The organism is Kluyvera georgiana, assembly GCF_050990895.1.
Lineage (GTDB): Bacteria > Pseudomonadota > Gammaproteobacteria > Enterobacterales > Enterobacteriaceae > Kluyvera > Kluyvera georgiana.
On record NZ_CP158865.1, the window covers coordinates 1,328,361 to 1,353,616 of the forward strand.

General features: G+C 56.3%; 23 protein-coding genes. 12 read left to right on the forward strand and 11 right to left on the reverse strand.

All coding sequences use genetic code 11. The annotated features are described in order from the left end of the window. Positions 1-2: 2 nt before the first annotated feature. From ppk1 to purM, 3 genes are all read right to left on the reverse strand, one after another. The gene (ppk1, locus tag ABTW00_RS06330; protein ID WP_065355900.1) at positions 3-2,063 is read right to left on the reverse strand and encodes a polyphosphate kinase 1; all 2,061 of its coding nucleotides are present in this window, start codon (positions 2,061-2,063) and stop codon (positions 3-5) included. A 250-nt stretch (positions 2,064-2,313) separates the two neighbouring features. Next, entirely contained in the window at positions 2,314-2,955 is a 642-nt protein-coding gene (purN, locus tag ABTW00_RS06335; RefSeq protein ID WP_433639619.1) for a phosphoribosylglycinamide formyltransferase, read from the reverse strand. Continuing rightward, the gene (gene purM, locus ABTW00_RS06340; protein WP_065355898.1) at positions 2,956-3,993 is read right to left on the reverse strand and encodes a phosphoribosylformylglycinamidine cyclo-ligase; all 1,038 of its coding nucleotides are present in this window, start codon (positions 3,991-3,993) and stop codon (positions 2,956-2,958) included. A 287-nt stretch (positions 3,994-4,280) separates the two neighbouring features. Between purM and bglK the strand changes: the two genes are divergently transcribed. The 5 genes from bglK (at position 4,281) to ABTW00_RS06365 (ending at position 9,598) form a co-directional block, all read left to right on the forward strand. Beyond that, positions 4,281-5,171 carry a beta-glucoside kinase BglK gene (gene bglK / locus ABTW00_RS06345; protein WP_271447282.1) on the forward strand — a complete coding sequence of 297 codons (891 nt, stop codon included), beginning with the start codon at positions 4,281-4,283 and terminating at the stop codon, positions 5,169-5,171. Positions 5,172-5,183: 12 nt separating this feature from the next. Next, complete coding sequence (locus ABTW00_RS06350) at positions 5,184-6,614, forward strand: 6-phospho-beta-glucosidase (protein WP_433639622.1); 1,431 nt, start codon at positions 5,184-5,186, stop codon at positions 6,612-6,614. Between the two features lie 186 nt (positions 6,615-6,800). Continuing rightward, entirely contained in the window at positions 6,801-7,427 is a 627-nt protein-coding gene (gene upp, locus ABTW00_RS06355; protein ID WP_035891452.1) for a uracil phosphoribosyltransferase, read from the forward strand. A gap of 83 nt (positions 7,428-7,510) precedes the next feature. Beyond that, entirely contained in the window at positions 7,511-8,800 is a 1,290-nt protein-coding gene (gene uraA, locus ABTW00_RS06360; RefSeq protein WP_064543614.1) for a uracil permease, read from the forward strand. Positions 8,801-8,896: 96 nt separating this feature from the next. Next, entirely contained in the window at positions 8,897-9,598 is a 702-nt protein-coding gene (locus tag ABTW00_RS06365; protein ID WP_074398749.1) for a DnaA inactivator Hda, read from the forward strand. On the opposite strand, the gene ABTW00_RS06370 is transcribed toward ABTW00_RS06365, so the two are convergent. The 4 genes from ABTW00_RS06370 to celB form a co-directional block, all read right to left on the reverse strand. Beyond that, a complete protein-coding gene (locus tag ABTW00_RS06370; protein WP_433639626.1) occupies positions 9,595-9,933 on the reverse strand; it encodes an anti-adapter protein IraM in 339 nt (112 codons plus the stop codon). The genes ABTW00_RS06365 and ABTW00_RS06370 overlap by 4 nt on opposite strands. 241 nt (positions 9,934-10,174) lie before the next feature. Beyond that, positions 10,175-11,632, reverse strand: a complete 1,458-nt coding sequence (locus tag ABTW00_RS06375) for a leucyl aminopeptidase family protein (protein WP_433639629.1) — start codon at positions 11,630-11,632, stop codon at positions 10,175-10,177. A 3-nt stretch (positions 11,633-11,635) separates the two neighbouring features. Next, positions 11,636-12,589, reverse strand: a complete 954-nt coding sequence (locus ABTW00_RS06380) for a N(4)-(beta-N-acetylglucosaminyl)-L-asparaginase (RefSeq protein ID WP_163446573.1) — start codon at positions 12,587-12,589, stop codon at positions 11,636-11,638. Between the two features lie 6 nt (positions 12,590-12,595). Beyond that, positions 12,596-13,912, reverse strand: coding sequence for a PTS cellobiose transporter subunit IIC (gene celB, locus ABTW00_RS06385; protein WP_064543622.1), 1,317 nt, complete (start codon positions 13,910-13,912; stop codon positions 12,596-12,598). A 166-nt stretch (positions 13,913-14,078) separates the two neighbouring features. On the opposite strand from celB, the gene ABTW00_RS06390 reads away from it, so the two are divergent. After that, positions 14,079-14,936, forward strand: coding sequence for an XRE family transcriptional regulator (locus ABTW00_RS06390; RefSeq protein WP_433639633.1), 858 nt, complete (start codon positions 14,079-14,081; stop codon positions 14,934-14,936). Between the two features lie 6 nt (positions 14,937-14,942). On the opposite strand, the gene arsC is transcribed toward ABTW00_RS06390, so the two are convergent. Next, positions 14,943-15,302, reverse strand: coding sequence for an arsenate reductase (glutaredoxin) (arsC, locus tag ABTW00_RS06395; protein ID WP_065355891.1), 360 nt, complete (start codon positions 15,300-15,302; stop codon positions 14,943-14,945). 11 nt (positions 15,303-15,313) lie between these two features. Continuing rightward, on the reverse strand, positions 15,314-16,777 hold the full coding sequence (bepA, locus tag ABTW00_RS06400; RefSeq protein ID WP_064543628.1) for a beta-barrel assembly-enhancing protease: 1,464 nt from the start codon (positions 16,775-16,777) through the stop codon (positions 15,314-15,316). Positions 16,778-16,994: 217 nt separating this feature from the next. On the opposite strand from bepA, the gene ABTW00_RS06405 reads away from it, so the two are divergent. Further along, positions 16,995-18,068 carry an AI-2E family transporter gene (locus ABTW00_RS06405; protein WP_064543630.1) on the forward strand — a complete coding sequence of 358 codons (1,074 nt, stop codon included), beginning with the start codon at positions 16,995-16,997 and terminating at the stop codon, positions 18,066-18,068. 78 nt (positions 18,069-18,146) lie between these two features. Here ABTW00_RS06405 and bcp read toward each other — a convergent pair whose 3' ends face one another. Beyond that, positions 18,147-18,617, reverse strand: coding sequence for a thioredoxin-dependent thiol peroxidase (bcp, locus tag ABTW00_RS06410; RefSeq protein WP_064543632.1), 471 nt, complete (start codon positions 18,615-18,617; stop codon positions 18,147-18,149). Beyond that, positions 18,617-19,189: a glycine cleavage system transcriptional repressor gene (locus ABTW00_RS06415; RefSeq protein WP_065355889.1), complete on the reverse strand. Its 573-nt coding sequence runs from the start codon at positions 19,187-19,189 to the stop codon at positions 18,617-18,619. Before ABTW00_RS06415 ends, bcp begins: the two co-directional genes overlap by 1 nt. Before the next feature lie 154 nt (positions 19,190-19,343). Here ABTW00_RS06415 and dapA point away from each other — a divergent pair, with 154 nt between their 5' ends. The 5 genes from dapA (at position 19,344) to ABTW00_RS06440 (ending at position 25,180) form a co-directional block, all read left to right on the forward strand. Further along, the gene (dapA, locus tag ABTW00_RS06420; protein ID WP_064543635.1) at positions 19,344-20,222 is read left to right on the forward strand and encodes a 4-hydroxy-tetrahydrodipicolinate synthase; all 879 of its coding nucleotides are present in this window, start codon (positions 19,344-19,346) and stop codon (positions 20,220-20,222) included. Between the two features lie 16 nt (positions 20,223-20,238). Next, positions 20,239-21,270, forward strand: coding sequence for an outer membrane protein assembly factor BamC (gene bamC / locus ABTW00_RS06425; RefSeq protein ID WP_065355888.1), 1,032 nt, complete (start codon positions 20,239-20,241; stop codon positions 21,268-21,270). Between the two features lie 109 nt (positions 21,271-21,379). Beyond that, a complete protein-coding gene (gene purC, locus ABTW00_RS06430; RefSeq protein ID WP_035891480.1) occupies positions 21,380-22,093 on the forward strand; it encodes a phosphoribosylaminoimidazolesuccinocarboxamide synthase in 714 nt (237 codons plus the stop codon). A 194-nt stretch (positions 22,094-22,287) separates the two neighbouring features. Then, complete coding sequence (ypfJ, locus tag ABTW00_RS06435; RefSeq protein WP_065355887.1) at positions 22,288-23,163, forward strand: KPN_02809 family neutral zinc metallopeptidase; 876 nt, start codon at positions 22,288-22,290, stop codon at positions 23,161-23,163. 16 nt (positions 23,164-23,179) lie between these two features. Continuing rightward, positions 23,180-25,180, forward strand: coding sequence for a tRNA(Met) cytidine acetyltransferase TmcA (locus ABTW00_RS06440; protein WP_433639640.1), 2,001 nt, complete (start codon positions 23,180-23,182; stop codon positions 25,178-25,180). Positions 25,181-25,256: the final 76 nt, after the last annotated feature.

Consider the following 25,256-nt stretch of genomic DNA (forward strand, 5'->3'; position numbering starts at 1 on the left):
GGTTAGTCAGGTTGTTCAAGTGATTTGATGTAATCGTAAATCGCCTGCTGCGAGCGGACCTTACGGCGGTTGCCGCGCGGAACATAGCGATTACTCAGTTCTTTATCAATAAAACGGGCTTTCACCGTGTCGCTAAACAGAATATCGATAATATCGAGGATCCGTTGTTTGAGACGCGGATCGAGCAGCGGCGTCGCCACTTCAATACGGTAGTCGATATTACGGGTCATCCAGTCAGCGGAGGAGAGATAAACGCGTTTATCGCCGCCGTTCTCAAAAATATAGATCCTGTCGTGCTCAAGGAAACGGTCAACGATGCTAATCACACGAATATTTTCGCTGATCCCCTCTAATTCAGGGATCAAAGAGCACATGCCGCGGATCAGCAGGTTGACCTGCACGCCTGAACTGGAGGCCGCATACAGGCGATCGACCAACCCTTTATCCACCAGGTTGTTGAGCTTAAGGGTGATCCCGGCTGCGATACCGTTCTGTGCGTTGGCGATTTCGCGGTCGATCATCTCGTACAACAGGCGGCGCGAGTTCTGCGGTGAGACCAGCAGATAGTCGAAGCTCACCGGACGATAGGGGTTCTCAATAAAGTTAAATACCCGGCGCACTTCGTTGGTGATACGCGCATCGGCGGTGAGCAGCGAGTAGTCGGTGTAAATGCGCGCGGTTTTCTCGTTAAAGTTACCGGTGCCGATATGGGCGTAGCGCACCACGTCATCGCCTTCTTTACGGGAGATGAGGAACAGTTTGGCGTGAATTTTCAGCCCCGGCGCGGAGAAGATGACATGTACTCCTGCTTCGGTGAGCCGCTTCGCCCAGTGGATGTTGGCCTCTTCGTCGAAGCGCGCCTGTAGCTCGACCACCACCGTCACTTTCTTACCGTTGTGCGCGGCGTGAATCATGGCATCAATGATGCGCGAGTCTTTTGCCACGCGATAGATGTTGATTTTGATCGCCAGCACGCTCGGGTCGAAGGAGGCCTGACGCAGCAGTTCCAGCACGTGTTCAAAGGTGTGGTACGGATAATAGAGCAGGACATCGCGCTCGCGAATGGCGTCAAAGCCGTTGCGGAACTTATCAAACCACAGGTGACGCAGGCGCGGCATCGGCTTGTTGACCAGGTTGGCCTTACCGACGTTCGGGAAGCCGATAAAGTCCTTAAAGTTGTGGTAGCGGCCGCCCGGCACGATCGAGTCGTAGCGGGAAATGGTCAGCTTTTTGCGCAGCATTTCGACCATCGCATCCGGCATGTCGCGCTGATAGACAAAGCGCACCGGTTCGGCGGTGAGGCGCTGCTTGAGGCTCGAGGACATCAGCTCCATCAGGCTCGACTCCATTTCGTGCACCAGGTCGTACTCGGCGTCACGGGTCATTTTCATCGAGTAGGCGTTGAGCGCATCGTAGTCGAAGAAGCCTTTGAAGATGTCGTCAAGGCAGTAGCGCAGGATGTTATCCAGCAGAATCATCGGCTTGCGGCGGCGCGGCGTTTCCGGCGGCAGGTTAACGAAGCGCGGTACCTTATCAGAAGGAATTTCCAACAGCGCGTAGTTGATTTCGTCGCCGCGGATAATTTCCACCGCCAGATAGGTGTAATCGTCTTTCAGGAACTGCACCAGGTCGGTTTCACGGTTCAGCAGAATCGGCGTGATGTGCTGGCGCAGGTGTTGTTTAAAGTAGTGGCGCAGCCAGCCCTGTTGGTTGACGGACAGCTGGCGCTCGTTAATCAGGAAGATCTGGTTACGCGCCATCTCCAGCAGCAGTTCGTTGTACAGTCCATCGAACTCCTGGTCGGCCTTCAGTACCCGAGCCTGGATTTTACTCAGCAGGTGGCGGGAATGTGTGGTCACGCCCTGTTCTTCGCTGATAATGATGCGGCGCTTCAGCTCCGCAAAGCGGACCTTATAAAATTCGTCGAGGTTGTTGGAGTAGATCCCCAGAAAACGCATGCGTTCAATCAGCGGGTTACTTTTATCTGCCGCTTCCTGAAGGACGCGCTCGTTGAAGGACAACCAGCTCAGTTCTTTTTCGATGTACAGTTTTTCCTGACCCATTACTACTCACACTCCGGTTAATTCACGGGACGCGGCAAAGTCGTCTCACTGTTTATATTGCTAGCTTTGCCGGGTTATGTCCAACTGTGTCATCTTAGTATGACAGTTATCCTGTTTCGCCTACGAAAATATTCGCTGTCCGTTTTGATATGTAAGCTTTTTTTAGCCTTTCTACGAGCCTGTAGCGCTGATAGAAAGGCATAAAAAAGAGGGCCATAAGGCCCCCGTTATCATGCGTATCGAGATGAGACTACTCTTCGGCCGCGTAGCCTGCAGGCGGCAGTTGCACGCCGTCGAGCCAGGCGTGATTATCCTGCATCTTCAGGCGGCCATCGAGAAACCAGCCCACCACCAGCGGGTAGATAGCATGCTCCTGAACCTGCACGCGCGAAGTGATTTCCGCTTCGTCATCACCGTCAAAAACCGGCACCTTGGCCTGCAAAATGACCGGTCCGCCGTCCAGCTCTTCGGTCACGAAGTGCACGGAAGTGCCGTGTTCCGCATCACCGTTCTCCAGCGCCTGACGGTGCGTATTCAGCCCGGGATATTTCGGCAGTAGAGAAGGGTGGATGTTGAGCAGTTTGCCCTGATAGTGCTGTACGAATTCAGCGCTCAGGATGCGCATATAACCCGCCAGCACCACGACATCCGGCGCGTAGGCGTCAATCTCGTGCATCAATTCGCGGTCGAACGCTTCGCGGCTGGCGAACTGGCTGGCAGACAGCGCGTGCTGGGCAATACCTGCGGCGCGGGCCCGCTCAAGGCCGAACGCGTCGGCCTTATTGCTGAACACTGCCCGGATGGTGCCATGAATCCTTTTCTGCTCACAGGCATCAATAATGGCCTGTAAGTTGCTGCCGTTGCCGGAAATCAGCACCACGATATTTTTCATTTACTCGATGACCACACGCTGTTCGGAATCCGTGGCTTTGATATAGCCGATTTTCCACGCGTTTTCACCTTTTTCGTTCATCAGGGCGATGGCTTTATCGGCCTGATCCGCCGCCAGAGCGATCACCATGCCGACGCCGCAGTTAAAGGTGCGGTACATTTCATGACGGCTAACGTTACCGGCATCCTGCATCCAGTTGAACACCGCCGGCCACTGCCAGGAGGATTCGTCGATCACCGCCTGGGTGTTGTCCGGCAGTACGCGCGGAATGTTTTCCCAGAAGCCGCCGCCGGTCAGGTGGGCGATCGCGTGAACGTCGACGTTCGCAATCAGTTCAAGAATGGATTTCACGTAAATGCGGGTCGGTGCCAGCAGATGATCGGCCAGGGTTTTGCCTTCCAGCATCGTGGTGTCCGGGTTGCAGCCGCTGACTTCGACAATTTTGCGCACCAGCGAGTAGCCGTTGGAGTGCGGGCCGCTGGAGCCCAGCGCGATCAGCACGTCGCCGTCGGCAACTTTGCTGCCGTCGATGATTTCAGATTTTTCGACCACGCCCACGCAGAAACCCGCCACGTCGTAATCTTCGCCGTGGTACATGCCCGGCATTTCAGCAGTTTCACCGCCGACCAGCGCGCAGCCGGACTGCAGGCAGCCTTCGGCGATGCCGTTGATCACGCTTGCCGCCGTGTCGACGTCCAGCTTGCCGGTAGCGTAATAGTCGAGGAAGAACAGCGGCTCGGCACCCTGAACCACCAGATCGTTAACGCACATGGCCACCAGGTCAATGCCGATGGTGTCATGACGTTTTAAATCCATCGCTAAACGTAACTTCGTGCCAACGCCGTCAGTGCCTGAAACCAGCACCGGTTCACGATATTTTTGTGGCAGTGCGCACAGGGCGCCGAAACCGCCTAATCCACCCATCACTTCCGGACGGCGCGTTTTCTTCACCACCCCTTTGATACGGTCAACCAGAGCGTTTCCTGCGTCAATATCAACACCGGCATCTTTATAGCTGAGAGAGGTTTTGTCGGTCACTGCAAGTCTCCACGCATTTGCGATAGCAAGAAAAATCGGCGCAATTCTATCAGTCCAGGCAAACGTTTGCGAGCCTATTCTGCACCCAATTTTTCACCTGCGAATTTTGCCGTGTTTCCATCATTAAATTGGTCAAATATGATACTGCTCACGAAAATGAAACCGGGTACTCCCTTGTCCTTGCATCCTCTCTGATGAATCCACATCATAGTAATGAAACCGGTTTCTGTTTTTGTTGCATAACGCCCGGTAACCGATCTGAGAATGGCCAGAAGGGATTGAATGGAATGAAAATTGCTGCCTTTGATATTGGAGGTACGGCCTTAAAAATGGGGGTAGTCGCCGACAGCGGCGAACTGCTGGAAAAAGGGAAGCAGCCTATCACTGACAGCGACGGCGAGCAGATTCTCGCGGCGATAGAAGGCTGGATTACCGCCCATCCCGAATGTGAAGGCGTCGCCATCAGCGCGCCGGGCTACGTTAACCCGCATACCGGCTACATCGAAATGGGCGGCGCGATTCGTCGCTTCGACCATTTTGCCATTAAAGAGTGGCTGGAGGCGCGCTGCGGGCTGCCCGTCGCTATCGAAAACGACGCTAACTGTGTGCTATTGGCCGAGCGCTGGCAGGGCAAAGGGGCCGAACTGTCCGATTTTCTGGTGCTGACCATCGGTACCGGCATCGGCGGCGCCATTTTCTGCAACAATCAGCTGGTGCACGGCGCGCGTTTTCGCGCTGGCGAATTCGGCTATATGCAAACTTCACGCCCCGGCTCTCGCGACGTACGCCGTTATTCCATGAACGAAAACTGTACCCTGCGCGTACTTCGTTATCGCTATGCGCAGCATCTCGGCAAAACGCTGGAAGAGGTCACCGGCGAGGAAATTTTCGACCGCTTCGACGCGGGTGATGTCGTCTGTCAGCGGCTGGTCGCCGAATTTTTCAACGGCCTGGGCACCGGTCTCTATAACCTGGTGAACCTGTTCGACCCGCAGACGATTCTCATCGGCGGCGGCATTGTTGAACGCCCCGGTTTCCTGGCGCTGATGCGCGAGCACCTTGCCTGGTTTGGCATTGCCGATTACATCGATACCGTCAGCCACGGCAACGACGCCGGGCTTATTGGCGCGGTTTACCATTTCAATCAGCACTATTCGCAGCGACAACTTACTGATTAACGAGGGAAAGATATGTCTGGATTCAAAGCTGGGTTTCTCTGGGGCGGCGCGGTCGCAGCACATCAACTGGAAGGCGGCTGGAAAGAGGGCGGCAAGGGGGTAAGCGTCGCGGACGTGATGACCGCAGGTGCGCACGGCGTGCCGCGTGAAATTACCGACGGCGTGCTGCCGGGGAAAAATTACCCCAACCATGAAGCCATCGACTTCTACCATCGCTATAAAGACGATCTGAAGCTATTCGCTGAGATGGGCTATAAATGCTTCCGTACCTCTATTGCCTGGACGCGTATTTTCCCGAACGGCGACGAGCTGACGCCAAACGAAGCGGGCCTGCAGTTCTATGACGACCTGTTCGATGAGTGCCTGAAGCTGGGTATTGAGCCGGTTATCACGCTGTCGCACTTTGAGATGCCGTATCACCTCGTCACGGAATACGGCGGCTGGCGCAACCGTAAGCTGATTGAATTCTTTGTCCGCTTCGCCAAAGTGGTGTTTACCCGTTACCAGCACAAAGTGAAGTACTGGATGACGTTTAATGAAATCAACAACCAGGCCAACTACCACGAAGATTTTGCACCGTTTACCAACTCTGGTCTGAAGTACCAGCCGGGCGAGGATCGCGAGCCGGTGATGTACCAGGCGGCACACTACGAGCTGGTGGCCAGCGCCCTGGCGGTGAAGGCGGCGCGTGAAATCAATCCGGCGCTGCAAATTGGCTGCATGATCGCCATGTGTCCTATCTACCCGCTGACCTGCGCGCCGAACGACATGATGATGGCCATGAACGCCATGCATCGCCGCTACTGGTTTACCGACGTGCACGTGCGCGGTAAATATCCGCAGCATCTGCTGAACTACTTCGAGCGTCGCGGTTTTGCGCTGGATATTACCGAGGAAGACCGTCAGGCGCTCACTGAGGGCTGCGTCGACTACATCGGCTTTAGCTACTATATGTCGTTTGCCACCAAGGCCACCGAAGATAACCCACAGCTCGACTACGACGAAACCACCTGCCTGGTTTCCAACCCGTATGTGCAGAAATCCGACTGGGGCTGGCAGATTGACCCGGTGGGTCTGCGCTACTCGCTGAACTGGTTCTACGATCACTATCAGCTGCCGCTGTTTATCGTGGAGAACGGCTTTGGCGCCATCGACGTGCTGGAGAGCGACGGCACGGTGAACGACCAGTACCGTATCGACTATCTCTCCGCGCATATCGCGGAAATGAAAAAAGCGGTCGTGGAAGATGGCGTGGATCTGATGGGCTACACGCCGTGGGGCTGTATCGACCTGGTTTCCGCGGGCACCGGCGAGATGAAAAAGCGCTACGGCTTTATCTATGTCGACAAAGACAACGAAGGAAACGGTACGCTGGCGCGCAGTCGTAAAAAATCTTTTGCCTGGTATCAAAAGGTGATTGCAACCAACGGCAGTGAGCTTTAACTCGCTGAATAGATAAAATAAAACCCCGCTCGCCGGGGTTTATTTTTATCCTGTCTTATACTGACAGATGCGCCATTCGCCGCTTTGCTTGATCCTGGTCAATCATCATAGGTATGGCGCAGCCGAAAAAAAGCGGTATAATCCCGCGATTTTTTTTGTGGCTGCCCCATCTAAAGGAGAAAGAGAATGAAGATTGTGGAAGTTAAACACCCACTCGTCAAACACAAGCTGGGCCTGATGCGTGAGAACGACATTAGCACCAAACGCTTCCGTGAACTCGCCTCCGAAGTCGGTAGCCTGCTGACTTATGAAGCCACTGCCGGTCTGGAAACGGAAAAGGTGACTATCGAAGGCTGGAATGGCCCGGTAGAAATCGACCAGATCAAAGGTAAGAAAATTACCGTTGTGCCAATCCTGCGTGCAGGTTTGGGTATGATGGATGGCGTACTGGAAAACGTCCCTAGCGCGCGTATCAGCGTGGTGGGTATGTACCGTGACGAAGAGACGCTGGAGCCGGTACCGTACTTCCAGAAGCTGGTTTCCAACATTGATGAGCGTATGGCGCTGATCGTTGACCCGATGCTCGCGACCGGCGGTTCCGTTATCGCCACCATCGACCTGCTGAAAAAAGCGGGCTGCTCCAGCATTAAGGTGCTGGTGCTGGTTGCTGCGCCGGAAGGTATCGCGGCGCTGGAGAAAGCGCATCCGGACATCGAGCTGTACACCGCATCGATCGACCAGGGGCTGAATGAGCACGGATACATTATTCCGGGCCTCGGCGATGCCGGCGATAAGATTTTTGGTACCAAGTAAACGAAAAAATAAAAAGAGCCGACTTTGATAGTCGGCTTTTTTTTGAATAAAAAACCCAGACTAATAACACAGAGGAAAACACAATGACGCGCCGCGCAATTGGGGTAAGTGAGAGACCACCGCTTTTACAGACCATCCCGCTTAGCTTGCAGCATTTATTCGCCATGTTTGGCGCAACCGTGCTGGTGCCCGTGCTGTTCCACATTAACCCGGCTACCGTGCTGCTGTTCAACGGCATCGGCACGCTGCTGTACCTCTTTATCTGTAAAGGGAAAATCCCGGCCTACCTCGGGTCGAGCTTTGCCTTTATTTCTCCGGTGCTGCTGCTGCTGCCGTTAGGTTATGAAGTGGCGCTGGGCGGCTTTATTATGTGCGGCGTATTGTTCTGCCTGGTCTCTTTCATTGTGAAGAAAGCGGGTACCGGCTGGCTGGACGTGATGTTCCCGCCGGCGGCGATGGGTGCAATCGTTGCCGTCATCGGTCTTGAGCTGGCGGGCGTAGCGGCCAACATGGCAGGCCTGCTGCCGCCGGATGGCCAGTCTGCGGATACCAAAACCATTATTATTTCCCTGGTGACGCTCGGCGTGACCGTGTTCGGCTCCGTGCTGTTCCGCGGCTTCCTGGCAATTATCCCGATTCTGATCGGCGTGCTGGTCGGTTACGCGCTGTCCTTCGTGATGGGCGTAGTGGATACCACGCCGATTGCGCAGGCGCACTGGTTCGCGCTGCCAACCTTCTATACCCCGCGCTTCGAGTGGTTCGCTATCTTCACTATTTTACCGGCGGCGCTGGTGGTGATTGCCGAGCACGTCGGTCACCTGGTGGTGACGGCGAATATTGTCAAAAAAGATCTGATTCGCGACCCGGGCCTGCATCGCTCAATGTTTGCCAACGGTCTGTCGACGGTAATTTCTGGTTTCTTCGGTTCTACCCCGAACACTACTTACGGTGAAAACATTGGCGTGATGGCGATTACCCGCGTGTACAGCACCTGGGTTATCGGCGGCGCGGCGATTATTGCGATTCTGCTCTCCTGCGTCGGCAAGCTGGCGGCGGCGATCCAGATTATCCCGCTGCCGGTGATGGGCGGCGTGTCTCTGTTGCTGTACGGGGTGATCGGCGCATCCGGTATCCGCGTGCTGATCGAGTCGAAAGTGGATTACAGCAAAGCACAGAACCTGATCCTGACCTCCGTTATTCTGATAATCGGCGTGAGCGGCGCGAAGGTACACATCGGCGCGGCCGAGCTGAAAGGCATGGCGCTGGCGACGATCGTGGGTATCTGCCTGAGCCTGGTCTTTAAACTTATCAGCGTACTGCGCCCGGAAGAAGTGGTGCTGGACGCCGCGGACAGCGACGAAGCGAAGTCGTGATCCGCAAACCGGGCGGGATCGCCGCCCGGTTCTCTCATCCGTTATTTCTGTGGTAAACTCTTCACGTTTTTTCGTAAGCCCATGTTGAGGTCTCCTCTGAACGCACCGGCACAGCTCTCTTTGCCACTTTATCTTCCCGACGACGAAACCTTTGCGAGTTTCTTCCCGGGCGATAACCCTTCTTTACTTGCCGCACTGCAAAATGTGCTGCGGCAGGAACATAGCGGATACATCTATATCTGGGCGCGCGAAGGCGCCGGGCGCAGCCATTTGCTGCACGCGGCTTGTGCCGAACTCTCTCAGCGCGGCGACGCGGTTGGCTACGTTCCGCTGGATAAACGCACCTGGTTTGTACCGGAAGTGCTGGAAGGAATGGAGCAGCTCTCGCTGGTCTGTATCGACAATATTGAGTGCGTGGCGGGAGACGAACCGTGGGAGATGGCGATCTTCAACCTTTATAACCGCATTCTGGAATCCGGCAATACGCGCTTGCTGATCACCGGCGATCGTCCGCCGCGCCAGCTGAATTTGGGCCTGCCGGATCTCGCCTCGCGCCTTGATTGGGGGCAAATATACAAGCTCCAGCCGCTCTCGGACGAAGACAAGCTCCAGGCCTTGCAGCTGCGTGCCCGTCTACGTGGTTTTGAAATGCCGGACGATGTCTGCCGCTTTATGCTCAAGCGCCTGGACAGGGAGATGCGAACGCTATTCCAGACATTGGATCAGCTCGATCATGCCTCCATCACCGCCCAGCGTAAGCTGACCATCCCGTTTGTAAAAGAAATTCTGAAACTCTAGGTTTCCTGCGCGCCGTAAGGGCAAAGCTGGAAGGCACATACCGTCTGGCGCGGACAGCACCGGATCTCCGGCATTTCATTGCCGGGGCAAAGCGTCCGTTGTTTGAAATAATCCCACAGCGAAAGGCTATACGGGAACGCGTGCAGCACCTGAATTTTTCTGACTTTCCCGTTCACGACCATGCCAAATGGTGTGCTGTCCATGACCGAACCCTGACGTAAAAAGTAGTCGCCTTTACACCAGAGGATCATCTGTAGGTTTTTGGCGCTGACGGCCAGACTATACATGGTCCCGGTATCAGGGCAGACAATGAATTTCTGAATATTCCAGTTCATTTTGCTCCTTATTATCAGGTTTTCTCGGTGTGTAAACGCAGAATTACCGATGTGAGTTGAACTGTCATCTCAGTTTAAATAGTTTTTAAAAACATGGTGTTATATATAAAAACTGAACGTTCATGACAAACGTTATCAGCGCTAGGCGCTATGTCAGTGCGGCTCGGAGAGAAAGCTGATAGTTAAGCTGAGCTTATTAGAAGGAAATGCCCGGCGTCGCGATGCTCGGCCGGGCGGGGGATTAACTGTTGAGGGGCAAATCGTTGAGCAAATGCTGCATCAGCAGCGGAATTGGCCTGCCCGATGCCACGCTTTTGCCGCCTTCACGCCACAGCGCCGTCCCGCTGACGTCAAGATGTGCCCACGGAATATCTGCAGGGCAGAAGTGATGCAGCAGCCAGGCGGCGGAAGCGCTGATCGCCGCGTTGTTGGTCGGCGTGTTGCACAGATCGGCAATCGCGCTCTCCGTTTGCTTTTTCAACCGCGCATCGAGCGGCAAGGACCACACTTCATCACCGCTCTGTTCACCGGCCAGGGTTAACGCTGAACGCAGTGCCTTATCCTGGGTCATCAACCCGCTCAGCTCATAGCCCAGCGCTTTGACTACCGCACCGGTGAGGGTGGCTAAGTCGATGATATAGCGCGTTTGTGCATGGCGCTGGCTGGCCCAGGCGATGGCGTCAGAGAGCACCAGACGGCCTTCGGCATCGGTATTGTTGATCTCCACCGTCATGCCGTTGCAGGCGCGCGCCACGCTACCCGGCTGCATGGCGTCCGGACCGATCGCGTTTTCCGCCAGCACCAGCACGCCCATCACCCGCACCGGTAACGCCAGCTCGGCGATGCTTAGCATCAACCCCAGGACGTTGGCTGCGCCGCACATGTCGTATTTCATCGTATACATGCCCGCGCCGTCTTTCAGCCACAGACCGCCGGTATCGAAGGTGATGCCTTTGCCGACGTAGCTGCGTACCGGGCCATAACTCGCTCCCTCATAGTGAATCGCCAGCAGACGCGGCGGACGGCTGGCTCCTTTACCCACCGCGTGCAGCAGACCCAGACCCTGCTCGACAATCGCTTGTTCATCCAAAACCTCACAGCGCAGGGCAGGGAAGGCCGCACACAGGCGCTGAGCTTCTTCCACCACAAACTGCGGTGTGCACTGTTCAGAGGGAATATCCGCCAGGCGACGGGCGGCAACCATCCCGTTGGCGATAGCCTGCTGTTGCTTAAACAGGGGCTCAAGGCGTGCTAGTTCGCTATCCGGGCAGTAGGCATGAATATGGGTCAGACGCGTATCGTTTTGAGTCGTGGTTTTCAGCCCGAGATCCGTCAGGCGGTGCTGCTGGTTAAACAGGAAGCGTAGAGTTTTCGCCAGTACCGTGTCGTGAATGTGCGTACAATCCAGCAGTACCTCGCGGCACGCTGGTGAAGCAAACAGCGGGCGCAGAAAAGCCAGCAGTGAGTCGGTCAGATTGTCCTGCCAGGCGCTTTGCGGCACCAGCGTAATACGGGCGAATGGTCCGCAGCCGAAGCAGGTATCCGCCAGTTTTCCCTGTGAGGCGCGCGCCGTCATCTCGGCAATCAGCGGGTTATTGCGTAGCGCATCCTGCTGGAGCAACGGGCTGTCGGGTCTGGTGATAAGATGACACTGTTCCTGTTCGCTGGGCAGCGCCGTGACTAAGTGGTAGTGAATCATCGTTTACTCCTCAATGGGCGCGCGAATGCGATCGGCATAGGCCTGCATCCAGGCGTCGTCCACCGGTTGATAATGAGTTTTCTCTTTGACGCGCTCGGCGCGGAACACCGTGAGCGGCTGGGTAGCGGTCGCGACCACGAAAGAGAAGGTTTTGATGTTGGTCGCGGCGCCGAACTCGCCTTTGCGGTTCATACAGACCACGGAGAGATCGCCCGCGCGGCCAAAGCGCGACATCAGCTTATCTTCCAGTTCGTAAACCACGGAATCAGCCGCCTGCTGCGGCGTCATTCCCTGTTCCATACGGCGGACGATTTCATAGCTGGTGCAGCCTTTCATTAAATCTTCGCCCACGCCGGTGGCGGTAGCCGCACCGATTTGGCTGTCGCAGTAGAAGCCAGAGCCGATAATCGGCGAGTCGCCAATCCGCCCGCGTTTTTTCATAAACAGGCCGCTGGTCGAGGTGGCGACGCTCATTGATCCTTTTTTATCGAGAGCAATCACGCCGACGGTGTCGTGGCCATCGTAGGGGCTTAACCCTTTATCCAGCGTTTCGCGACAGCGCTTGCGGTAGTGCTGCATCGCGCGCTCGGTGAGCATCTTTTTCTCGGCGAAACCCTGGCTCAGCGCCCATTCGCGCGCGCCCTGGCCGACCAGCAGCGAGTTATAGCGTTGGCGGCCCAGCGCCTGCGCCACTTTTACCGGGTTGGCGATATCGACCAGATTGCCCACCGCGCCAAAGGCCAGGGTGTCGCCGTCCATCCATGCCGCGTCCAGCTCAACCTCGCCGTTCTCGGTCGGCAGGCCACCATAGCCCACCGATTTATAGAACGGAAAATCCTCTACCGCGACCACGGCATCCACGACGGACGTTGTTGCTGCGCTACCAGCCGCCAGCGCGGAAGCCGACTCGCCTACGCCTTCCAGCGCCATGCGCCAGGTTGCAATAATTCCCCACATCCTTTGTTACTCCTGTTTTGCTAACGTGCCGGATTCCTCAACGGCACTGATTTCCGCATTGCGGTACTGCTTGTCGACGATGCGCATAAACGGCAGGTACAGCATCGCGCCAATCAGCAGGTTAAGAATTTGCATCACGCTGCCGGAAATATGCCCGGTGACGATAAATCCGCTGATGACCGGCGGCAGCGTCCACGGGATAAATACCCCGGTAGTGACCGCAACCGCACCGATTTTCATCGCCAGATACTGAACGGTCACCAGCACCAGCGGTACCAGGTTGAACGGAATCAGCATGATCGGGTTCATGATCACCGGCAGGCCAAACAGCACCGGTTCGTTGATATTAAAGATGGAAGCCCCCGCGCCCAGACGCGCCACTTCGCGCATGTTTTTACTGCGGGCGAAAATTAGCATCGCGATGACCAGCGACAGCGTGGCCCCAGCGCCCCCCATCCAGATCATGTCGAAGAACTGCTCGGTAATAATGTGCGGCGGCGTGACGCCCGCCTGAATGGCGGCGATGTTGTCGGTCTGGTTTTCCATCCACAGCGGACGGATGATGCCATTGACCATGGAGCCGGAGTTGATCCCCACCGACCACAGAATCGTGATGCTGAATACCGTCATCAGCGCGCCGAAGTAGGAGGTGCCGAAGTGGCGAACCGGGGTGGCGACGACGTCGTAAATAAACTGATGAATGGTGTTGTAGTGGGTGTTTTCAAAGCCGATGCGGATAGCCAGCACCAGAATCATCACCACCAGCGCAGGGATCAGCGCGGCAAATGATTCCTGTACCGCGGGCGGTACGCCTTCAGGCATTTTGATCACCAGCTTTTTGCGCTTCAGCCAGCAGAACAGCTCGGTCCATAGCAGCGAACCAATCATGGCGACGAATAGCCCTTTGGTGCCAATCCACTCTACCGGCATGACGGTAATACCGCCGTTCTCGGCGACCTTAATAAACGGTGTCAGGATCAGGAAGCACACCAGCGCGAGGATGCCGCTGGAGATTTTGTCATCGCCGTAGTGCTCCGCCAGACGGTAGGCAACGAGGAAGCTAATAAACAGCGACATGGTAGAGAAGACCGCGTTAAACGGAATCTCGATAATGGCGCTCCAGCTGGCACCAAAAGTGCTGGACATAAACTGCTGATAGCTCTGATTCGGGAACGACGAGATAACCAGCAGGATGGAGCCGACGATAATAAACGGCATAAAGGAAACATATGCGCCGCGGATGGCGCCGAGATGACGTTGCTGTGCGGTTTTCGCCGCAATCGGCATCAATTTATCTTCTAAAAATCCCAGAACATTGTTCATTGTGAACTCCGTATAAGATTAACGGACATTGTGTGTGTTATGTAATAGAAAACGACGAGGGGATTATCGGAGAAAGGTGGGGGCGGAAAGGTGAATCGGGTCACAATGCATCGACTTAATCTATATAAATCTCATATGATTGGTTACTTATTTTTTAAGGAATAGCATGGAAATTAAGCTGCACGCTAACGCGACGACGACGCCTCGTATCCGCAAATATCTCCAGGAATCGCATAAAAGTGACCGTGAACTGGCAGTTGAATTGGGTATTTCGGTGACGACGGTTCGCCGCTGGCGTAATCGCGAGCAGACGGCAGATCGAAGTACGACGCCAAAGGTAGTACACAAAGCGATGAGACAAGAGCAGATTGTATTGATTAACGCCCTGCGTGAAATTCTGAGCGCACCGTTGGACGATCTGCTGTTTATCGTGGTGGAAGGTTTAGGTATTCCGCTATCACGAGCAACGCTCAGCCGTTATCTGGCGCCGTCTTATCCGAAAACGGCTGGACAGATGCTGCAAGGTAAGAAAGCGCTCAAGGCGGGCATTCGGCCGCAGACGCTGACCCTGCACTACCGCTCGCTGTCGCTGCATATGGATGATGATGGCGATCATCACCTGATGTGGGCGCAGGAGCCGGTAAGCGGTTGGTGCGCGGCGCGGATCTACTCGGGGATGTCGTCACCGCTGGTGATTCACTGGCTGGATGAGGCGCTGGCGCAGTTTCCGGGTGATATCCAATCTGTTGAGATTAAAAGCGACGAGTGGCTGAATGATGGGTATATCGCCACGCTGCGCCAGCATCTTGCTGAGCGAGGAATAAACGCCAGCGTAATGCATTCGGGCGAAAAACGGCAGGCGGTCACGGTGACCTCACCGCTGGCAGAGATCATTCCGGCGGCCAGCATCTACACGCCGGACGAGCTGGCGTGCAGGCTGTGTGGGTTATTCAACGGCGGGAAACAACAGAAAAAGCTGGGGAATGTGACGCCGCAGGCCTTTCTGGAAGCGCTGCGGCCTTAAAGCGAATTAGCCCACAATCTCCAGCACCTGTTCTGGCGGGCGGCCAATGCGGGCCTGGCCGTTTTTGACGACGATAGGGCGCTCAATCAGCTTCGGGTTCTCGACCATTGCCTGGATAAGCTGCTCTTCGCTAAGCTGGCTATCGGCAAGGTTCAGCGATTTGTAGAGATCTTCTTTCTGCCGCATCAGCTCGCGGGCGCTGCTGAGGCCAAGCATCTTAATCAGCTTAGCCAGGGTTGCGGCGTCTGGCGGCGTGTCGAGGTAGAGCACCACGTTGGGGTCAATGCCGTTATCTTTCAGCAGGCTCAAGGTCTCGCGGCTCTTTGAGCAGCGTGGGTTGTGGTAAATCGTGACCGAATCCGTCATCGTCTCTCCTGTTACATTTTCTGATAAGGGCGGAAGCGTTCCTGCAGCTCTCGCAGCTGGTCGATGCGCGCATCGTAGCGCGCCTGCTGCAGGCTGCGTAATTTCACCTGCGCGCTGGCGGCGCTCAGCAGGGAAATTGCCTGGTCGAGTCTGCCGACCAGCGCCATATTTTCGGCCCGTGCGGCCAGCTCCTGGTCGCGGTTGCCCAGCTTCGCTTCCGCCTGGGCCAGCAGATCCCAGCCGTTGGTGTCATCTTTGTTATTAAAGGTATAGCGGTTAAGAATGGTGGCCGCTTCGCCAGCTTGCCCGCCCTCTAACAGGGCGTTAGCCAGGTTAAGCTGGAGGACCGGGTTGGTGCGCAGCTCGCGGGCATTTTTCAGCCGACTAATTGCCTCGTTGGTTTTGTTCTGGCCCAGGTCGATGTCGGTGGCGAGATCGAGGAACCAGGCGTTTTGGCCGTCGGCGCTCAGCAGCGGCTGGAGCAGCTTGCTGGCTTCGGCGTAGTTTTTGGCTTCCATGGCCAGCAGCGCGCGGCCGTACTGGGCGGCGTGCTGTTCGCGCACGTTGCCTTTCGACCAGCTGTCGAGTAGGTCGCTGCCGAGCTGGTTTTGCCCGTTGTTGTACATGCCAAGCGTACGCGCTTTAGCAAAGTAGAAATCGGCGGAAGACTGCACCACCACCGGACGCATCTGGTTGGCGCGGTTACGCGCATCGGACAGACGGCTCTCGGGTAAGGGGTGGGTCAACAGCATTTCCGGCGGACGTGAGGAGTAGCGTGACTGATCGAGCAGTTTCTCCATAAACGCGGGCATGGCCTGCGGGTCGAAGCCGGCGCGCTGAAGTACCTGAATCCCGATGCGGTCAGCCTCTTCTTCGTTCTGGCGGGTAAAGCTGATCATGCCCTGTTGGGTACCGGCTAAGGTACCGCTCAGCGCCGCCATCCCGGCCTGCGGGCTGGCCATCGCCAGCAGAATGGAACCGAGCGCGCCGACCCAGGTCAGCGGAGCATTGCGCTTTTGATCTTCCATTGCGCGCGCCAGGTGGCGTTGCGTGACGTGGGAAATTTCGTGCGCCATCACCGATGCCAGCTGGCTTTCGGTATCTGAGTAGCGGAACAGCGCCGAGTGCAGCACCACGTTGCCGCCGAAGAAGGCGAAGGCGTTAATATCGTCGTTATTGATTAGATAAAAATGGAACGGGGTACGCACGGAAAACGCGTGTGAGACCAGCCGCATACCGAGCGAGTTGATGTACTGCACCAACAGCGGGTCGTTGATCAGCGGCGCGCTTCCGCGCAGTTGTCGAACATAGTAATCCCCCATCTGCATCTCCTGCCCAATGGAGAGCGTGCTTCCTGCGGATGTCCCCATATCCGGCAGATTATCGGTTGCGTCCGCAAACGCAGGAGCAATCTGGCCGAAAGCGAGTGTCGCAATAAGGGATGCCAACAGCGTTTTTTTCAACTGCCTGAACATAACCTCTGTCCTGTAATGTGGGATGTGCCTGTTTTGACCAACAGCATAATGTTACGTTCCATTATGGGTTGCTTTGGCAGTGTATCTATCTGCTAACGGGTTGAAAACGATAATCACGAGATTGCGGGTTAAAAATAAAAAGCGAAGTCTTTTTTGTGACACTTAGATACAATTCGTGTTCTGTATGAAAGCGATAGGCAATTCAGGGAATCGATTTATGCTCGAGATGTTAATGCAATGGTATCGCCGCCGATTCAGCGACCCGGAGGCCATCGCGCTGCTGGTCATTCTGGTGGCCGGTTTTTGCATCCTGTTTTTCTTCAGCGGCCTGCTGGCGCCGTTGCTGGTCGCGCTGGTGCTGGCCTACCTGCTGGAATGGCCCACCGTCCGCCTGGAGCGTATGGGGTGGTCGCGTACCTGGGCTACCAGCGTGGTGCTGGTGCTGTTTGTTGGCATACTGCTGCTGATGTCGTTTGTGGTGATGCCAATTGCCTGGCAGCAGGGAATTAACCTGATTCACGATATGCCGGGCATGCTCAATAAACTCTCCGACTATGCCGCCACGCTGCCGCGACGCTATCCGGCGCTGATGGATGCGGGGATTATCGACGCCATGGCGGAAAACATGCGTACCCGCATGTTGACGATGGGCGACTCGGTGGTGAAGTACTCGGTGGCATCGCTGGTAGGACTGCTAACCCTGGCGGTCTATCTGGTGCTGGTACCGCTGATGGTCTTCTTCCTGGTGAAGGATAAAGAGCAGATGCTCAACGCCGTACGCCGCGTGCTGCCGCGTAACCGCGGGCTAGCGGGGCAGGTGTGGAAAGAGATGAACCAGCAGATCACCAACTACATTCGCGGCAAGGTGCTGGAGATGATTGTGGTGGGGATCGCCACCTGGCTCGGCTTCCTGATGTTTGGCCTCAACTATTCGCTGTTGCTGGCGGTGCTGGTGGGGCTGTCGGTACTGATTCCCTACATTGGTGCCTTCGTAGTGACCATCCCGGTGGTCTGCGTGGCGCTGTTCCAGTTTGGCCTGGGGACCGAGTTCTGGAGCCTGTTTGCGGTCTACCTGATTATTCAGGGGCTGGATGGCAATCTGCTGGTGCCGGTGCTGTTCTCCGAGGCGGTAAACCTGCATCCGCTGGTGATCATTCTCTCGGTGGTGATTTTCGGCGGCCTGTGGGGGTTCTGGGGCGTGTTCTTCGCCATTCCGCTGGCAACGTTGATTAAGGCGGTCGTACACGCCTGGCCGGATGGGCTGGTGGTAGAAGAGGATTCGTCAGACTGACGTGTGGCCGGGCGCCGACCCTGAGAAAACGCCAATGCTTCCCGGCCTCGCTGCGCTTGGCCGGGTTGCTGATTGGTCTTAGGCGTTGGCTTGCAGCCAGCCCAGCACCACGTCATGGTGGTTGCTGGTCTTGAAATCATCAAAGACGTGTTCAATTTTGCCGTCAGCGTCAATCAGGAAGCTGATGCGGTGAATCCCGTCGTAGGTTTTCCCCATGAAGGTTTTCTCACCCCAGATGCCAAACTGTTCGCAGACCTGGTGATCTTCATCGGAGAGCAGGGTGAAGTTCAGCAGCTCTTTTTCAGAGAAGCGGGAGAGTTTTTCCGGTTTATCGGTGCTGATACCCAGAACCTCAACGCCGGCTTTTTTCAGCTCGTCCATATTATCGCGAAGGCCGCATGCCTGCACGGTGCAGCCAGGGGTCATCGCTTTCGGGTAAAAATAGACCAGAACACGTTGTCCCTGGAAGTCGGTCAAATTTACTTGCTCGCCGTCTTGATCGGGCAAACTAAATTTCGGTGCGATATCACCGGCTTTCAGTGGGTTCATTACTCAGCTCCATCCTGTTCATCATGCTGTGAATAATTAATCACGTTTATACTGCCTTGCGCTTTCAATTCTGTACATAGGGCTTTGAACGCTTGCTCAATATTTGATGCATTTTGCGTAGCCGGGCTGTGGGCGGTAATTTGAATAAACAACTGCGCCGCACCTTCATCGGAGCCCGGTTGGGTGCGTGACACCAGCTCGGCAATATTCATCTCCCAGCTGTCGAACAGGGCAGTAAAACGCTCGATAATATGCGGTGAATCAGGAACTTCCACCTGAACCCATACGGTAGCCGGCATTGCCGGGCGTGGGCTGGCGGTGGTGCGTTTCATGACGATTAGCAGGTCCAGCTCTGCACCTTTCAGCGGTAGGGTGGACTCAATCAGCGTAATCGCATTCCATGTTCCGGACAGCAGCATAATAAAAGTGAATTCATCTCCCAGCATGGCCAACCGACTGTCTTCGATATTACAGCCGCAGCTGCTCACGTGACGGGTGATCGTATTGACGATGCCAGGGCGATCCGCGCCCAGGGCTGTAATGACCAGATAGTGTTGTAATGAGGCTGTCAAACCTGTTCTTCCTTTAAAAAGGTGCGGTATACCCTAGGAAAGCATAAAAAAAACCGGCATACAACATTCTGAAGGGCCTCAGTCTCTTGCTTTTATTACAGTACCAAACGTACCATTGAGTTTCATGTCCGCACGTCAGCACAGAGGATGGCCCATGTTCACGGGAAGTATTGTAGCGCTTGTCACGCCGATGGATGAAAAAGGTAATGTCGACCGTTCAAGCCTGAAAAAACTGATTGATTACCATGTCGCCAACGGAACCTCGGCGATTGTGTCGGTAGGGACTACCGGCGAGTCAGCGACGCTTAGCCACGAAGAGCATGGCGATGTGGTCTTAACTACGCTGGAGCTGGCCGATGGCCGTATCCCGGTGATCGCAGGAACGGGAGCAAATGCAACCGCAGAGGCGATTAGCCTGACTCAGCGTTTCAACGACAGCGGCGTAGTCGGCTGCCTGACCGTTACCCCATACTACAACCGTCCGACTCAGGAAGGTTTATTCCAGCACTTTAAAGCGATTGCCGAGCATACTGACCTGCCGCAAATCCTGTATAATGTGCCGTCCCGTACCGGCTGCGATATGCTGCCGGAAACCGTAGGTCGCCTGGCGAAAATTAAAAATATTATCGCGATTAAGGAAGCCACGGGGAACTTAAGCCGTGTTCATCAGATCAAAGAGCTGGTTTCAGACGATTTCATCCTGCTCAGCGGTGATGATGCAACCGGTCTGGACTTCATGCAGCTCGGCGGTCACGGCGTTATTTCGGTAACGGCGAACGTTGCGGCGCGTGATATGGCGGAAATGTGCAAACTGTCCGCAGCTGGAGAGTTCGCGCAGGCGCGCATCATCAACCAGCGTTTGATGCCGCTGCACAATAAATTATTTGTCGAACCCAATCCTATCCCGGTGAAATGGGCGTGTAAGGAATTGGGGCTTGTGGCGACCGACACCATGCGCTTGCCGATGACACCGATTACCGACCACGGTCGTGACGTGGTGGCATCCGCACTGAAGCATGCCGGTTTGCTGTAAAGTTTAGGGAGATTTGATGGCTTACTCAGTACAGAAGTCGCGCCTGGCCAAGGTTGCGGGTGTATCGCTGGTTTTACTGCTTGCGGCCTGTAGTTCCGACTCGCGCTATAAGCGCCAGGTGAGCGGCGATGAGTCCTATCTGGACGCTACGCCGTTAAGTGAACTTCACGCCCCTGCGGGCATGATCCTGCCGATCGAAAATGGCGACTACAACATTCCTGTCGCCAACGGCAGCGGTGCCGTCGGTAAAGCGCTGGACATTCGTCCGCCGGCTCAGCCGTTGGCGCTGGTGGCCGGTGCGCGAACCCAGTTTACGGGCGACACCGCCACGTTGCTGGTGGAAAATAGCCGTAGCGGCTCTCTGTGGCCGCAGGTGGTCAGCATTATTCAGGCGAAAAACTACACCATCACCAAACGTGATGATGCTAGCCAGACGCTGACAACGGACTGGGTCGAGTGGAATCGCCTTGATGAAGACCAGCAGTATCGTGGTCGCTATCAAATCTCCGTGCAGCCTCAGGGCTACCAGCAGGCGGTGATGGTGAAGCTGGTTAACCTGGAACAGGCGGGTAAACCGGTCGCCGATCGCGCTTCCCTACAGCGCTATAGCGCTGAAATGCTGAACGTGATTTCCGCAGGTCTGGATAAGAACGCCAGCGACGCACAGGCCTCTCGCGGTTCCGCGGGCGCAACCTTTGATGTACAGAGCGCTTCTGATGATACCGGCCTGCCAATGCTGGTGGTGCGTGCGCCGTTCAACCAGGTCTGGCAGCGTCTGCCGGGCGCGCTGGAAAAAGCGGGCATGAAAGTGACCGACAGCACTCGTTCTCAGGGCAGCATCGCCGTAACCTACAAGCCGCTGTCTGACAGCAGCTGGCAGGCGTTGGGCGCGAGCGATCCGGGTCTGGTCTCCGGTGACTACAAGCTTCAGGTCGGTGACCTGGACAACCGTAGTAGCCTGCAGTTCATCGATCCGAAAGGTCATACGTTGACGCAGTCGCAAAATGACGCCCTGGTTGCCGTATTCCAGGCCGCATTGAGTAAGTAATTTATCAGGGCTGGAGCAATCCGGCCCTTTTTTCTGTATAGTGACGCAAACGTGTGCGTCGGCAGAAAAGCACAAATTTTTATGGTTAATCATCACTGGAGTGACAAAGATGCAAAAGCTAGCTGAGTTGTATCGTGGTAAAGCGAAAACCGTATACAGCACCGAAAACCCGGATCTGTTGGTACTCGAATTCCGTAACGATACGTCAGCAGGGGACGGCGCTCGCATTGAGCAGTTCGATCGTAAAGGCATGGTGAACAACAAATTCAACCATTTCATTATGAGCAAACTGGCGGAAGCGGGTATCCCGACCCAAATGGAAGCGCTGTTGTCCGATACCGAATGTCTGGTGAAAAAGCTGGATATGGTGCCGGTGGAGTGCGTTGTCCGTAACCGCGCCGCTGGTTCGCTGGTGAAACGTTTAGGGATCGAAGAAGGTATTGAGCTGAACCCGCCGCTGTTCGACCTGTTCCTGAAAAACGATGCCATGCATGACCCGATGGTTAACGAATCCTACTGCGAAACCTTCGGCTGGGTGAGCAAAGAGAACCTGGCGCGCATGCAGGAACTGACCTTCAAAGCGAACGACGTGCTGAAAAAGCTGTTCGACGACGCGGGCCTGATACTCGTGGACTTCAAGCTGGAGTTCGGTCTGTTCAAAGGCGAAGTGGTGCTGGGCGATGAATTCTCCCCGGACGGCAGCCGTCTGTGGGACAAAAAGACCATGGATAAAATGGACAAAGACCGTTTCCGCCAGAGCCTTGGCGGCCTGATCGAAGCCTACGAAGAAGTGGCGCATCGTTTAGGCGTGAAGCTGGACTAAGTATGACGTCCCCGGCCTCGCCTGCGCGTAGGCCGGATAAGGCGTTGACGCCGCCATCCGGCAATGTGTTCGTCGCTTGCCCGATGGCGCTGCGTTGGCCCGCTCATCTTCCTTCCTGATGTATTTCCAGTGGTAATCCTGCCCGTAACCACCTACGATCGTATCAGTAACAATAAAAGAAGATCGAGGTAGTTATGCGTTGGCAAGGCCGTCGTGAAAGCGACAATGTTGAAGACCGCCGGAACAATTCCCAGTCGCCACTCTCCGGGCGCGGCCCTGGTTTCCGTATTCCCAGCGGTAAGGGCGGTATCATTCTGCTGATTGTCGTGCTGGTTGCGGGCTATTACGGCGTCGACTTAACCGGCCTGATGACCGGCGAGCCCATTGGTCAGAGCCAGCAACAAAGCTCGCAGCGCGTCAGCAACCCGAATGATGATGAAGCGGCAAAATTCACCTCGGTTATCCTTGCCACGACCGAAGACACCTGGGCGCAGCAGTTTAAAGAGATGGGGAAAACCTATCAGCCGCCGCGTCTGGTGATGTACCGTGGCGCGACCCGGACCGGCTGCGGTACCGGCCAGTCGGTGATGGGGCCATTCTACTGCCCGGCCGATAGCACGGTTTATATCGACCTCTCTTTCTATGACGATATGAAAAGTAAACTCGGCGCAGGCGGTGATTTCGCGCAGGGCTACGTGATTGCGCATGAAGTGGGCCACCATATCCAGAAACTGCTCGGCATCGAACCCAAAGTCCGTCAGATGCAGCAGGGCGCATCGCAGGCTGAAGTGAACCGCTTGTCGGTACGCATGGAGCTTCAGGCCGACTGTTTTGCGGGCGTCTGGGGTCATAACATGCAGAAACAGGGGATTCTGGAGGCCGGCGATCTTGAAGAAGCGCTGAACGCTGCCGAAGCGATTGGCGATGACCGCTTACAGCAGCAGAGCCAGGGGCGCGTGGTGCCGGACAGCTTTACTCACGGTACGTCACAGCAGCGCTATACCTGGCTGAAACGCGGCTTCGATAGCGGCGACCCGTCCCAGTGCAACACCTTCAGTAAATCGCTTTAACGGGATGTCGAAGGTCATGGATGAGCTGCTCGCGCAGGCCGCGCGGATGGCGCAGGAAGGCATTCGCCGCTTGTTGGTGGTTAGCGGTGAGCCTGACTGGTGCGCAGAGCAGGCAATAGCGTTTCGCAACGCTATCGGACACGACGTGCTGTGGGTGGGCCCGCAGACCGTAGACTCTCCTTTTTGCCAGCCTGGCAAACTTGTCACGCTGCTCGGTCGCGAGTTCCAGCACGCCATTTTTGACGCTCGCGCCGGTTTTGACGTGTCGGCGTTTGCCGCGTTAGCGGGAACCCTGCGTGCCGGTAGCTGGCTGGTGCTGATGGTGCCAGACTTCTCACGCTGGCCTCTGCAGCCCGATGCGGACTCGCTGCGCTGGAGCGATACGCCAGAGCCTATTGCCACCCCCCATTTTGTTCACCATTTTTGCCGTACCCTGGCCGCCAGGGCGCAGGTAAGAATCTGGCGTCAAGGGGAACCATTGACGCCGCTCAATGACTCTCCGCGACCACCATGGCAGCAGGCTAACGGTCAACCCGACGTTGAGCAGCAAGCGATTCTGTCAGCGCTGGCCAACGCCACCGCGCAGGTTTGTGTGGTGACGGCGGAACGTGGGCGTGGCAAGTCGGCGCTCGCCGGAATGCACATTCGACAGCTTTCCGGCACGGCGCTGGTCACGGCACCTTCCCGCGCTTCGGCGGAGGTGATTGCCGCCTTTGCCGGCGAGCGCTTTCGCTTTATCGCGCCGGATGCGCTGCTGGCCTCTGATGAAACCGCCAATTGGCTGGTGGTCGATGAGGCCGCAGCCATTCCCGCCCCGCTGCTGCATAAGCTGATGACCCGTTTTTCGCGGGTGCTGCTGACCACCACCGTGCAGGGATATGAAGGCACCGGACGTGGCTTTGCGCTGAAATTCTGCGCCGCGTTCCCGCAGCGGCAGGCGTTTACCCTGAGTCAACCCATCCGCTGGGCGGCCGGATGCCCGCTGGAAGCCGTGGTGAACGAGGCGCTGATTTTTGATGATGATGCGTTTACCACTATGCCGCAGGGCGCGATTACGTTGATGCCCGTGGCGCAGTCAGCCTGGCAAACGTCTCCAGCGCTGCCCCGTGCGCTCTATCAACTGCTTTCCGGCGCCCATTATCGCACCTCGCCGCTGGATCTGCGGCGCATGATGGACGCGCCGGGCCAGCATTTTCTGAGCGCTCAAAGCAGTGATGGTCCGGCAGGGGCGCTGTGGCTGGTCGACGAAGGCGGGCTTTCGGCGGAACTGAGCCGGGCAGTGTGGGCCGGTTTTCGCCGCCCGCGCGGCAACCTGGTGGCGCAATCGCTGGCGACTCACGGCGGCAGCCCGCTGGCGGCGACGCTTATCGGACGGCGCATCAGCCGCATTGCGGTACATCCGCTACGCCAGCGCGAAGGTCTCGGCCAACGGCTGGTCGAACGGGCGTGGCAGGACGCTGAGGGGTGTGATTATCTCTCAGTGAGCTTTGGTTATACCGATGCGCTATGGCGCTTCTGGCAGCGCTGTGGCTTTACGCTGGTGCGTATTGGCACTCAGCGGGAGGCCAGCAGCGGCTGCTACGCGGCGATGGCTATTCGCCCGCTGACGGCGGCAGGGGAGGCGTTGATGTTACATGAGCATCAGCGATTGTGCCGCGAATGGCGCTGGCTGCGACGGTGGGTAGATGAAAAAGTGCCTCTGGCGGAAGTGACAGAGACTATCCTTACTGAGGATGACTGGTGGGATTTGGCCGGTTTTGCCTTTGCCCATCGCCCGATGTTGGCGGTGCTGGCGAACCTGCACCGGTTGAGCGAGTTGACTGAACTGGCGATACCCGCGCTGCGCGGGCGTTTGTGCGGTGAGGCTGAGTCTGAACTGTGTGCTCGTCTGGGCGTGCAGGGGCGTAAAGCGCTGCTGGCCCGGCTTCGTGCGGAAGCGGCGCAGGCGATGCGCAGCGTTGACGCTGAACGCGCAAACCGGCTGGCGGAACAGCTCCCACAACTGCAATTTTTTTAACTGACTCATTCAGTTAAATGGCATGGTCATTATTTTGGTGCGGCGTAAACTGACCGTCAAAACCAAGGAGACAGCC